Origin of the sequence: Leptothoe sp. LEGE 181152, from assembly GCF_032906605.1 — a bacterium.
Taxonomy (GTDB): Bacteria; Cyanobacteriota; Cyanobacteriia; order Phormidesmidales; family Phormidesmidaceae; genus Leptothoe; species Leptothoe turfae.
The window spans coordinates 117171-129637 of sequence record NZ_JASATU010000027.1 but is presented as its reverse complement, the minus strand read 5'-3'; the positions used below and the strand labels follow the sequence as shown (position 1 = coordinate 129637).

Annotated in this window: 9 protein-coding genes; 4 read left to right on the top strand and 5 right to left on the bottom strand. The window is 46.7% G+C overall.

The annotated features are described in order from the left end of the window. Positions 1 to 329 precede the first annotated feature (329 nt). From QGP82_RS15830 to QGP82_RS15820, 3 genes are all read left to right on the top strand, one after another. Positions 330 to 563: a hypothetical protein gene (locus QGP82_RS15830; RefSeq protein WP_499060185.1), complete on the top strand. Its 234-nt coding sequence runs from the start codon at positions 330 to 332 to the stop codon at positions 561 to 563. Between the two features lie 321 nt (positions 564 to 884). Next, positions 885 to 2603: an ATP-dependent nuclease gene (locus tag QGP82_RS15825; RefSeq protein ID WP_499060183.1), complete on the top strand. Its 1719-nt coding sequence runs from the start codon at positions 885 to 887 to the stop codon at positions 2601 to 2603. Positions 2604 to 2611: 8 nt separating this feature from the next. Then, positions 2612 to 4537: an ATP-dependent helicase gene (locus QGP82_RS15820; RefSeq protein ID WP_499060182.1), complete on the top strand. Its 1926-nt coding sequence runs from the start codon at positions 2612 to 2614 to the stop codon at positions 4535 to 4537. Between the two features lie 112 nt (positions 4538 to 4649). Here QGP82_RS15820 and QGP82_RS15815 read toward each other — a convergent pair whose 3' ends face one another. Both QGP82_RS15815 and QGP82_RS15810 read right to left on the bottom strand, forming a co-directional pair. Continuing rightward, complete coding sequence (locus QGP82_RS15815; protein ID WP_499060180.1) at positions 4650 to 5798, bottom strand: Fic family protein; 1149 nt, start codon at positions 5796 to 5798, stop codon at positions 4650 to 4652. A 377-nt stretch (positions 5799 to 6175) separates the two neighbouring features. Next, positions 6176 to 6718, bottom strand: a complete 543-nt coding sequence (locus QGP82_RS15810) for a Uma2 family endonuclease (RefSeq protein ID WP_499060178.1) — start codon at positions 6716 to 6718, stop codon at positions 6176 to 6178. 196 nt (positions 6719 to 6914) lie between these two features. On the opposite strand from QGP82_RS15810, the gene QGP82_RS15805 reads away from it, so the two are divergent. After that, a complete protein-coding gene (locus tag QGP82_RS15805) occupies positions 6915 to 7226 on the top strand; it encodes a carbon dioxide-concentrating mechanism protein CcmK (protein ID WP_006517539.1) in 312 nt (103 codons plus the stop codon). 236 nt (positions 7227 to 7462) lie between these two features. Here the strand turns inward: QGP82_RS15805 and QGP82_RS15800 are convergent, their stop codons facing one another. Genes QGP82_RS15800 through QGP82_RS15790 form a run of 3 tightly spaced genes read right to left on the bottom strand, consistent with a single transcriptional unit; the run spans position 7463 to position 12097 of the window. Further along, positions 7463 to 9940, bottom strand: coding sequence for a branched-chain amino acid ABC transporter ATP-binding protein/permease (locus tag QGP82_RS15800; RefSeq protein ID WP_499060176.1), 2478 nt, complete (start codon positions 9938 to 9940; stop codon positions 7463 to 7465). A gap of 9 nt (positions 9941 to 9949) precedes the next feature. After that, positions 9950 to 10819, bottom strand: coding sequence for a branched-chain amino acid ABC transporter permease (locus tag QGP82_RS15795; RefSeq protein WP_163702511.1), 870 nt, complete (start codon positions 10817 to 10819; stop codon positions 9950 to 9952). A gap of 18 nt (positions 10820 to 10837) precedes the next feature. Next, positions 10838 to 12097 (bottom strand): ABC transporter substrate-binding protein, encoded by a 1260-nt coding sequence (locus QGP82_RS15790; protein ID WP_499060174.1) that lies wholly within the window; start codon positions 12095 to 12097, stop codon positions 10838 to 10840. Between the last annotated feature and the right edge of the window lie 370 nt (positions 12098 to 12467).

Genomic DNA, 12467 nt, shown 5'->3' with positions numbered 1-12467 from the left:
CAGCTCTAAAACAGCCCCCATGAACAGATTTTGTCCGTTTGGAACCCTTCAACATCTAAAAAAAGGGGAGGATAACAGTCTCAGATGAGACTCGATTTTTCAGAAGCCTAATAAATAGAGGTGCCCTTGTGCAAGCTGACTCAGTGATGATTCGAATAATCAACGAATGTATCGAGGTGTGGCTTTGAATTTATGTGTGCATTGCAACGCATTTTACCGGTCTGCGGGCTTTGGTTATTATGCCTTAGCATCCCCGGTGTGCATACGGTCTGCTAAGGCATTCGGTTCTGGTTTCCTTGGCAAACACTACGTTTTGGAGATCAAAATCCATGTTTCAAGACCAGTCCGCAGACGTGCCGAAAGCTGAGCCTGCTCCTTTGCCAGAGCAACAATTTGAGGTGGTGTGCCATACTTTGTTTGGCACCCTGACCGCTGTGCGCAATACCATTATGCTGCTGCACAAACTCAACTACGCCGAACCCAATGATTGGAGTAAGACCTTACCCACCGGGCGACCCAATGAGGTAATGGCAATTTTAACCAAGCGAGTCAGAGTCGATTAATCGGTTGTTTAGGGTGGATTAGCGTTTACTCGCGTAATCCACCGAATCCTAAAAATTAAGGTATAGGATCGGAGAATAAATAAATCCTAAGTAGCACCAGCCCAATTCAGAGGGGATGATTATACTGAAACTTTCTACCTAATCACCCATATCGATGGATTAGGCTGACGCATTTCCACCTAATCACCTGCATACGGTGATTAGGTGGAAATATTTCTACCTAATCCGCTATATGGGGTAGATAGGCGGAAAGTTTCCCTCTAATCAATTGTTATACGTATGCAGGTCCCTATTGAAACAGTCAAATAGTGAGCTTAGTCAGTGAATCTAAAAGATGTCAAAATTGAAAACTTTCGTGGTATTAGTTCATTACACCTGTCCCTCGATCGATTAGCAGTGCTAGTTGGCGAGAACAACACTGGAAAATCTACTGTTCTAGAGGCTATCAAGCTTGTTCTTAACCGTAGCCTTGGCAACCAACGGAGCCGACTATTCAGTGACTATGACTTTCACCTCACGGATGCTAGTGCAACACCACAAACTGCCGAGCCAATTCAAATAACTCTACATTTCGCTGAAGAAAATGAAGATGAATGGCCTGAAGCTATTGTTCAGCAACTGAATGAAATCATTCAATTAGATTCAGAAGGCCTCAATCATATTTGGTTACAGGCAAACGGCACTTTTAATCCTGATCTTGCATCATTTGAGACTAAATGGGCTTTTCTAAATTCCAGTGAGACCGAATTAACTTTAAGGAGTTCTACACCGTTTAACCTCATTTCACGATTTGTCCCACTTTTCTTCCTTTCAGCACTCCGTGATGCTTCTCAGGAATTTGGACAACGGGGTCAGTTCTGGAAAAGTTTCCTAAAGTCGATCCAAATCTCTGATGAACAGCGGGAACAGATTGAGGAAACACTTGAGGAAGTTAATGCATCAGTTATTGGTGCAAATGATGGTTTAGCACAAGTCATTCAGAAAATATCTCATGCTCGGAGGCTAGTTCCTTTAGACTCCGATGATCCCGTTGTACTAGAAGCACTACCAACTCGAATATTTGATATGGTTGGTAAAATTCAAGTGCATCTAAAATCGGCTTATGGAGCAAAGCTTCCCCTAAAACGACATGGTGAGGGAACTCAAAGTCTGGCTGTATTAATGCTTTTTCAAGCCTTTGTAGATAGTAACTTGGCCGAAGCTTACACTCCTGAATCTAGTGCAATTCTTGCACTGGAAGAACCAGAAGCTCACCTTCATCCTTCAGCAATTTGTTCGCTTGGTTCTTTTCTAAAGGGGTTATCAGGGCAAACCATCGTTTCTAGTCATTCTGGTGATTTAGTATCACGGGTTCCGATCACGTCTTTGCGTAGGCTTTACAAAATAAATGGAGAAACAAAAGTTGGGCAGGTTCAAGATGGTTTATTTAATGGCAAAGAGATGCAGGCTATTGACTATAGTATCCGCCTAACTAAAGGTCAGTATCTATTTTCGCGCTGTTGGCTATTGGTCGAAGGTAAATCAGATTTTCATCTCATGCCTTTACTTTTAGATATTATGGGGCACTCGCAAGATGAAATTAGTCTGTCAATCCTTGAAATTAGCGAAGTTGTTGACAAAGGTGAGCCATTCATAAAGCTTGCAAAAGCACTAGGCATCCAATGGTTCATGATGGCTGATGGTGATAGTGCCGGTAGCAATTATGTCAATCGGGCGAATAACTACCTTGAGAATGGTGAAAATCTCACTGATCGTGCCCGAAAGTTAGCTCATGCTGATATCGAACACGAGTTTTGGCATAACGGTTATGATGACTTTATAACCAATATGGTACCCTCTTCGATTCAAACTCAAATTCAAAACCAAACAGCAGGCAATAATGTAGACACAATAAAACGGATGATTAAAACCGCTATCACTCAGCAAGGAGGAAAACCAGCCTTTGCACAAGCATTAGCTGTAGAGATTCGGCAACGAGGCACAACTACTATTCCTCAGACAATTCAAGACGTTATCACTCGTGCTGTCCAGCTTAGCTAGAGGTTGATATGGTTGATTTATCGTCGCTTAACGAAAATCAGCGTGAGGCTGTATTGTGGAATGAAGGGGCACTACTTGTCCTAGCAGGTCCCGGTTCTGGCAAGACACGAGTTCTTACGTATCGCATAGCTCATCTTGTGGAACAGTCCGAAGGTGAGCACTTTCGTATTCTGGCTCTTACCTTTACCAATAAGGCCGCAGCAGAAATGCGGAGCAGAGTAGAGCAACTAGTGCCAAAAGGAATGCGTCGAGTACGGCTTACGACCTTTCATTCCTTTGCGGTTGAACTTCTCCAACAGCATGGCAATCATCTCAGCTTACGCCCAGACTTTCAAATACTTGCAAACAAGGCTGATCGTGAAGCCTTATTGGATGATGTATTAAGGCAACTTCGGAAAAATCTTACTTATTCTTTACCTGAACACTTTAAGGCTGCTCAGCTTCTTCCAGCTGTGACACGGCTTCTTGAAAAATGTATTCCGACAGATCGGGTAGAGCAGTTTCTTCAACAATCGAATGTAGAAAATGCTAGCCTTCTGTCTAAGGTATATGTAGATTACAGAAATGCACTCCACAATAACAATTCTCTTGATTTTCCAAGTTTGATTGCTGAAGTCCTCGACTTGTTGAAAAAAAAACCATTCTTAGTAAAACATATTCGCAAAGTTTACAAGCATATTCTTGTTGACGAATTTCAAGATACCAATAATCTTCAATATCAAATATTATCATTGCTTGCAAAGCCAGATTCTTCCACACTATTCGTTGTAGGTGATGACGATCAGATTATTTATCAGTGGAATGGTGCAAGCCCAAAAAGAATTCAGGCATTACGCGATGATTTTGGTGTTACTGAGCTACAACTTCCAGAAAACTATCGTTGTCCGCCTCTCGTTATTGAGTTAGCCAATTCTTTAATTGAGAAAAATCTCGGTCGATCAGCAGGAAAAAAACCGTTACAGGCAATCAAACAAGGGGACGACAGAGAAGTTGTTCGCGTGTTTAGTTTTGGCAACCTTGATCAAGAGACTGAGTGGATTACAAAGGATATCATTCGAAGAGAGCCTAATGAACGGAGAAGTTGTGTTGTTCTCGCACGGACGAAGAAGCTTTTGGAGCGGATAGGAACTCAACTTGAGGAAGCAGGTATTCCTGTTTACTTTGCGGTTCGTAAGAATGAATTTAAAAGTGCGCCTTTGAGAATGCTACATTCGATTCTTCGATTAGCTAACTCAAAGGAAGATAAGCAGTCGCTTGCAAGGCTTTCAAAGGCTTTTTATGAGCTTGAAGGCATCAGAATCGAATTGTCTCCAGTCCTTGCGCGGGCGTCTGCTGAGGGCAAGGATCTGCTGCGTTCTTGGCTTGATGAGGTAAAGCACCGAGAGGCTGTAGATAAGAGGACACGCAAGCTTCTGGAAGTAGATATTAAGCCGCTGCTTTCCTCTCTTAATTATCGTAATTTTGCAGACAAACTGTTAGGGTGGTCAGTAAAATTCTCAAACGAATCTCAACTGAATGAAAATGCTTCTAACGATTTTGAAGAAGAGAGGTCTGTTTGGCAACAGATTCTAAATGAGGTGACGAAAAAATTTGAAGGCGAAGAGGTAAGTCTTCACCAATTACTCCAAGAGCTTGATCTCATGTCGAAGACACCGCCAAAACCACCGGAGGCAATCCCTTGCTTTACTGTCCATGCCTCAAAGGGTTTAGAATTCGGGCATGTTTATTTGATGGGACTAGTAGAGGATCAATTTCCTAGTTGGGCCGCTGTCAAGAAAGGAGACAAGTCTTTGGAAATGCAAGAAGAACGACGGAATTGTTTTGTGGCTATTACACGTGCTCAGGAAAGTTTGACCCTGACTTTTTCTGCCAAATTATTTGGATGGCCAAAGCAGCCTTCCCGCTTTTTAGAAGACATGGGAGTGGAGCTATAATTTTCTTGAAGGTATTACGCATAACAATCCCAATGCACACCGACCGCCAAGAGGTTATCTTTGAGGAACAAAAGTTCCCTGCGGCGGGTGATTGGGAACGTTAGAGCACATTTTATGAATCTCGGAAGACGTCTAAATATGGCTCATATGAGAATGCTCGATTACGTTTTTGACCAGTAATCTCTTTCAGAATACTCAAATCACTCAGATCCTTAATCAGTGTGTTTGCATTGGGATAGGATAAGTTTGTGATTTCTTCAGCATGTTCTACTTTGAAGATCGGCCTGAAATAGAGACTTTCAAGCAACGCAATTGCATTTCCCGATCGTCGCCCCATTTTGTCAAGCAGCAACTGTCGATGCCCTTCTTTTAGGTTAACTATCTTGCGAGCAGTAATAGCAGCTTCCTGAGCAACCTCATAAACACCAAGCAAAAAGAATTTCAACCAGCCTTCCCAATCACCCCTGTCTCGGATAGCCTGAAGGTGATCATAGTATTCAGAACGATATTTCTTGAAATAGTAGGAGATATATAGCAAAGGTCGTTGAAGTATATTCTGTTCACATAGTAAGAATGTGATCAACAATCTTCCCGTTCTGCCATTCCCATCTAAAAAAGGGTGGATTGTTTCAAATTGAGCATGGGCTAGACCTACTTTTATCAAAGTAGGCATAGGCTGTGGGCTATGTAAAAATCTCTCCAAATTATCCAGAGATTGGATCATGTCATGGGGCGGTGGTGGAACATAGGTCGCTCCGGCAAGAGAACAACCTCCTGGTCCAATCCAGTTCTGACTGCGACGAAACTCTCCTGGATTACGCTCAGCGCCTCGTACATCCTTCATTAGCTCTTGATGAATCTCACGAATTAATCGTAACGAGATGGGTAAATTCTTGAGACGCTCAAGACCGTAGTTGATTGAGGCTATGTAGTTTACAACCTCAGTCACATCTTGGGGATTATCTGGTTCTAAAGCCTGAGACTCAAATTCTAGGACATCTATTAAAGAGGCTTGTGTGCCCTCAATTTGACTTGAGAGAACAGCTTCTTTCCGAACATACATAAATACAAATAGATCTGGATTAGGTAGAGCATCGGTTGCTCCATCTAAACGACCCAAAGCACGATCTGCTTGAGATAATAGACTCCACATCTCCTGATCCATAATAATCTCAGGTGTGGGTGGTAGTGGATTAGGTATAAAAGCCTTGTAGCCCTCTATTTGCTTTACATATTGTCCTGCCCTAGAAGCACTGACCATTATTATCGCTTCCGTTAATACTGAATATTTTGTCAAGCTATATTATTAAAACTACCCACTTTTCATTAATAAGCTTCTATTTCAGAAAGTAGATAGGACATACTAATCTACATGTAGTGTCTCAGGCTGTAGCCTAACACTATAAGTGAGTCGGTATTTATCCTAAAATGCTCATTACCAAATGAAATTTCTACTTCTAACTATTCAGACACTTTCCCATCCAATTTCGTAAATTCACTTCGGCTTCAACCTCATCCTGTTTGGCTTCCTCTAAAAAACGATAGAGGTCTTCTTTCTGAACAAAACTAAACGTCGGACTCGTCTTAGCCTCTGCATATGCATCACCTACCAGACAATAAATGCACCACACCACACCATCAAACTGCCAAAACTCCAGTACCCCCAGACTCGCATACAGTTGTTATCAACGTAGCGACTAACGCTAATTGCCCCTGCTGCCGACGATAAATCTCTAACTGTCGGGTAAACCGATCCGCAATCCAATATTCTTGAACACCCTGTACCGAATAAAGCTTTAGTTTTGCCTCACGGTCTCGGCGGATATTACTCTCACCCGGTGACAGAACCTCAACGATTAGCTCAGGAAAACCTGTAAGATGCCCTGCTTCATCTTCTAGGACAGCTAGCCGCTGCTTACTAATCCACACCACATCAGGAATCACATTATCCGTATCCGATGGAATAATGTCTGGTGCCAGGATAGCTTCCCCAAGACCCGATGTTTCTGACCACTCATCTAAGACCGCAAAAATTTTGCCACTGACCTGTTGATGTCTACGATGGGGCGAACGAGTTACAAACAGTTCTCCATTGATCAGCTCATAATGGCTGCCTTCACTCTGAGGCAGTACTTCCAGATCCTGCACAGTCCATCGGACCTGTTCAGCAGTTTGACTCATTATCGTTTTGATCCATGGAAGTCTATGAATGAACTGGTGGTCTACTGTCTATTCTATCTACCTAAATTATTTTAGGCGGTTGCCTAAAATCTGAAGCTACTAGTCGTACCGGGGCGCGAGTATCAAATGCCAAGGATTGGATGTCGGGGCTCAGGTATATTAAGAAAGGAAGCTTCATAATCGAACCCACCTCCCTATGCTTTACTCTATCGGTGTAATCGAAACCCACGGATATCCGGCTTCGCTGGCAGCGGCGGATGCCATGGTTAAAGCAGGTAATGTCTCCCTTTTAGGAATTAATCAGGCCGATAGCGGACGTCAGTTTGTAACGGTTCGAGGACGTGTGGCTGAAGTCAACAGAGCCATGGAAGCGGGGATAAAAGCTGCTAACGCCTGCCCTAATAATGGGAAAGTTACGTCCCACTACACCGTGCCCCACCCAACTGAAAATATTGAAAGTGTCTTGCCTCTACACTTTGACGAAAAATCAGAGCCATTCAGAGTTTGATCGGCTGTCTGCCTCTGTATTCAGTATCCTCACTTCAAAATGGATCATCCTGTAGGGGTAATGCCTTGTGCATACCCCGGCAGCATTGGGAGCGATCCACCAAAATTTTGCTAACCCGCGATCGCAACTGCCACTCTCCAACTATTTGCTCTCATTGATCAAATATTTTCCCAGTCCATAATCGGACCATGGCGTAGGGTATCCAGGGCACCTACAAGGGGAGGTCCCTACCTGTTCTAAACCCCTAAATACGCTTTTATCACTTGGCTATCTTGTTGCATCTCTTTGCCGGTACCCGATTGCACAACCTGCCCCGTTTCCAGTAGATAGGCCCGATCCGCCACTGCCAAAGCCAGGCGGGCCATCTGATCCACCAATAAAATGGTCAGTCCTTCATCCCGTAGCTCTGCCAGGGTGGTAAACAGATCGGTGACAAGTTTTGGTGCTAGACCAAGGGACGGTTCATCCAGCAACAACAATTTTGGACGAGCCATCAAGCCACGACCAATCGCTAGCATTTGTTGTTCTCCACCTGATAACAACCCCGCTTTTTGGTTGCGCCGTTCAAATAAGCGGGGAAAGCGCTGGAGAATTTTCTGGATATCGTCGTCCACATCATCATCCTGACGATTAAACGCTCCCAGGCGCAGATTGTCGATCACCGTCAGCTCTTTAAACACCTGTCGTCCTTCAGGTACTAAGACAATACCCTGTTGATTGATGTCATGGGCGGGTGTTCCCAAGAGAGATTGGTTTTGCCAGATAATATCCCCAGACCAGGGGGCAATCAGCTGGGTAATGGCTTTCATCAGAGTACTTTTACCAGCACCATTGGCACCGATGACGGCCACCAGTTCACCCGCATTCACCGTCAGGTCAACCGCCTGCAATACCTTTAGTTTGTCGTAGCCAGCAACCAGCTGTTTGGTTTGCAATAGAGGATATGGCTGAGAGAGGGCTGGGCGCGTTAGGTCAGGTGAGTCAACGCCTAAATATGCCGCCAAGACAGCTGGATCTTGTTGCACTTGTGCGGGAGAACCTATGGAAATGAGATCGCCACTGTCTAGCACCACAACTTGGTCCGAAATATCCATCACCAAGTCCATGTCGTGCTCAATCAAAATGACGGGAATACCGCTGCTGGCAATCCGCCGCACTAGCTTTGCTAGCACTTGCTTATCGTCTTTACTCAGCCCGGCAGCCGGTTCATCCAATAGCAACAGCTGAGGCCCCAAGACTAATGCCCGAGCGATTTCTGCTAACCGGCGATCCACAAAGGGCAGGTTAGCTGCAGTCTGATAAACATCACCCCTAAAGCCAACAAACGATAACACTTCCAGTAGCGCTTTCTCTGGGTGGGGCGGTGCTTTACCTCGACCCACTAGAGCAGAAAAAATGGATCTAGTTTGAGCACCTTTGGCCGCAACTCGCAAGTTATCAATCACCGAAAGTGAGTCAAATAATCGGGTTGCTTGAAAGGTGCGGGCCACACCTGAACGGGCGATTGCCAGGTCAGATTGTTGGGTCAGGTCGGTGTTCCCAAGTATAATGGTGCCGGTTTGGGTTTGATAAAAGCCCCCAATCAAGTTCAACAGGGTCGTTTTACCCGCACCATTCGGCCCAATCACCGCTATTACCATGCCCGGCTGCACCGTCAGGCTCACCTCATTGACTGCACGCACGCCCCCAAACTGAATGCCGACCTGATTTACCTGTAGCGCCGCCGCTGTCTGATTGCGGGTAATAAGGGCTGGCATATCGGGGGGAGTGGCCAGGGGATATACCGGAGACGGTTGGCTAAACCAACGCTTGAGCGGTTGGGTCACGCCTTCGGGAGCCAGCCACAGTGTGAGCAACAACAATAAACCAAAGACCAACAGTTGGTAATCAGCGAAGTCCTTAATCAGTTCTGGTAAAAGAACAAGCACGATCGCGCCGACAAATGCCCCTTCGGCAGTGCCAATCCCCCCTAAGATGACCACCAACAGAAATAGAATCGAGCGGTGCCGGGTAAAGCTGTCGGGGCTCACAAACCCAATTGTGGAGGCAAAGAAGGCTCCACCCAGTCCTGTAAATGCTGCTGAAACGGTGAATGCCATCACCCTCACCATTAGGGGATTTAGTCCGAGAGAAATTGCGGCTGTCTCATCGTCACGCACTGCTTGAAACGCTTTTCCCCAGGGATGTTGTTTCAGCTGGTCAAAGGACCAAATTGCAACAAAAGCCAGTACAACGGCAATGAGAACAACATCTTTCAACGCAGGTTGTAGGCCAAATAGCACTGGTTTGGGAATGTTGCTCAAGCCGCCAAAGCCGCCGGTCAGGCCGACCCACTCGATCAACACGCGCTCGACGATGATGCCAAAGGCGATGGTGACCATCGCCAGGTAAGGACCGGTAACCCGCAGGGCTGGAGCTCCTAAGGCCGCGCCCATGCCAGCGGTGGCCAAGATACCGATGCCCGCTGCTGCTGGAAACGACCAGTCTACCCTCAGCATCAACAGGCTGGCTGCATACGCGCCGATGGCAAAGAACCCGGCATGGCCAATGGACACTTGCCCTGACAGCCCCACCAAAATATTAAGACCAACGGCCACCATAGTGGTAATGGCAATCATGCCAATGGTGTAAAGGTAGTAGGTATTGGGCGCGAATAGTGTGGCTGCGATCGCACCCAATAACAAGCCTATTCCAATCCAGCGACGCAGCTTCATATTGATGCCCTAAACCTTTTTAACCTGAGCCTGGCCAAACAGACCATAGGGGCGTATTGCCAGCATCAAAATCACCACCGCAAAGCCAATAATTTCGCGATAGCTACCCCCCAATAAACCAGCGGCTGCCGATTCCACTAAACCGTATAGAATGCCCGCCACCATGACTCCCCAGGGATTCGCCAAGCCACCGATGATGGCTGTGGCAAAGGCCTTCAAACCCAGCAGCGTGCCCATGGTGGCGGAAACATTGCTAACCGGCGCAATTAACATGCCCGCCAACGACGCCAGTGCGGTAGACATGCCAAATGTGACGCTGATCATGCGCTCCACCGGAATGCCCATCAGCCGAGCGGTATCATGGCTCTCGCTGACGGCCTGCAGCGCTTTGCCCAAGAGAGTTTGAGTGAATAGGATACGGAGTGCGATCGCAACCGCTAACCCCACCACCGGAATCAGTAGCTCTACTGGAAACACACCAAACCCCAGCAGTTGGACTGGCGTTTCCGCCCAGGCAGACGGGTAACCCCGTGTCTCTTTGCCAAATGTGAGCATGGCGAGATTTTCGAGAATGATGCCCAGGGCAATTGTCGTCAGCAGCCAACTGTTGGAACCCCCTTCCGAAAATGGACGTACCACAAACCGCTCAATCAGCAGGCCTAACCCAAAGGTCGCCACCAACGTGAGAGGAACTGCCAACCAGGCAGGCACTCCCAGGGTGATGTTCAGGCTGTAGCACAAGACAGCTCCCACCATTACAGAAGCGCCCTGGGAAAAATTCATCGTCTTCGAGACCGCATAGGTAATCTGAAAGCCCAGGGCCACCAAGCCATACAGACTACCAACAGCAATCCCTGAAAGGATCAGTTGAGACCACATTGCATTTATCCAGTGTCTTTACCCTTGGAAGGGTACTAGTTTGTTATCTTTCCACTGCACCAGAATATAATCGTCTTCATTCAGGGCATCGTGGTTACCGGGTGAAAAGGACTGCTCATAGGTTTTAATCAGACCTGCATAGGTTGGCAGATCATAAAAAGAGTCTCGCAAAGTGGGTCCGTCTAAGCTCTCTGCCGTATCTATGGCCAGGGCAACCAGATTCATGGCGTCATAGGCATTGGCTGTTCCCACTGGGGCAATGACATCCTCTGGCCCCTTGACATCATATTTCTCTTGTAACTTGCTCATCAGTGCTTCCGAGCGCTCTCCTTTGGCATCAAAGAAGCTATAGGTCTGCATAAATACCACCCGAGCCGCCGCTTCCTCACCAGCCAATTCAGGGAAACGACCACCCGTCGGTCCCCAATGGGAGACAACTGGCACATCCCAATCCAGGCGCAGCAAAGACTTCATCGCTACCGCTGAAGGGGCGGCGTTAGCCACCATCAGCAGCACTTCGGCCCCACCCTCCTGCAAACGACCTAACTGGGGAGAAATATCGGTGTCCCCATCGTTGAACTTTTCAATACCAACAATGTCCAGGTCATACTTCGGTGCCCATTCCTCAAACCCAGCCTGATTCGATTCGCCCCAAGGGTTGTTGATTAGTACTAAACCCACCTTAGTGGCCCCTAATTCTTGCTTGGCGTAGCGCATTAGGTAACTGTCTACAATATTGTCGTTAGCCGAGACTCGAAAGGCAAAGTTGGGGTCAAATTCGTTGCGGGTAATGCCTGTGGCCGCAGCCCACACACCCATGTAAGGCACTTCTAACTCATGGAAAACAGGCAACATGGCCAGGGATACGGGAGAATCTAAGCCACCAAAAACCAGGGCCACTTTTTCTTGCTCAATCAATTCCCGAGCCGCCGCTACCCCCTTAGCCGGGGTGGATTCATCGTCACGAATGACAAGTTCCAACGGACGCCCCCCCATGACGCCACCACTCGCGTTAATTTTTTCTAGGGCAATGGTCAATCCCCGCGTAATCGATTCACCTGACACGGCTGAAGGCCCTGTAATGGCAGCAATCAGACCTAACTTAATCGGTTCACTAGAAGAGGCTGTTTCTCCCCCAGCAGCCGGTGTGGCGTCACTATCGGTGGTGGTTGCACAACCGGCTAGCCTAGATGCCAACAGAGCTGCACTCAGCCCAGTGACACCTCTAAGTACCTGCCGTCGCTTAAAAAACATGCGCTTGAGCGAGTTTTGAGTCATGGGTTCCCTGGTGCCTTAGCAGACGCTATCAGGAAGATTATCAGTTTTAAGGTAGATTCGAACTGATGCTTACGCTACAAATACGTTTCCAGTGACTTGATACCTGATTCATGGTTTAAAGTACCCAGTTGCATCCATACATAGACGGAGAATCTGTTGTCAAAGGTGGTATGTACATCATATCTGAGGAGACAATTATTTCTCTAAGTTATTGCTGTGACCTAGAAACACAGACACAAACAGGTCAGGTATTGCTCACGAATATTCAACCCAATAGCGAACGATGACGCAGCTATGAGAGCACAACTCATCAGTTGTTTCTAGCCTGGATAGAGCCACAAAGGCCACAATCCAAGCATGAATCACTCAA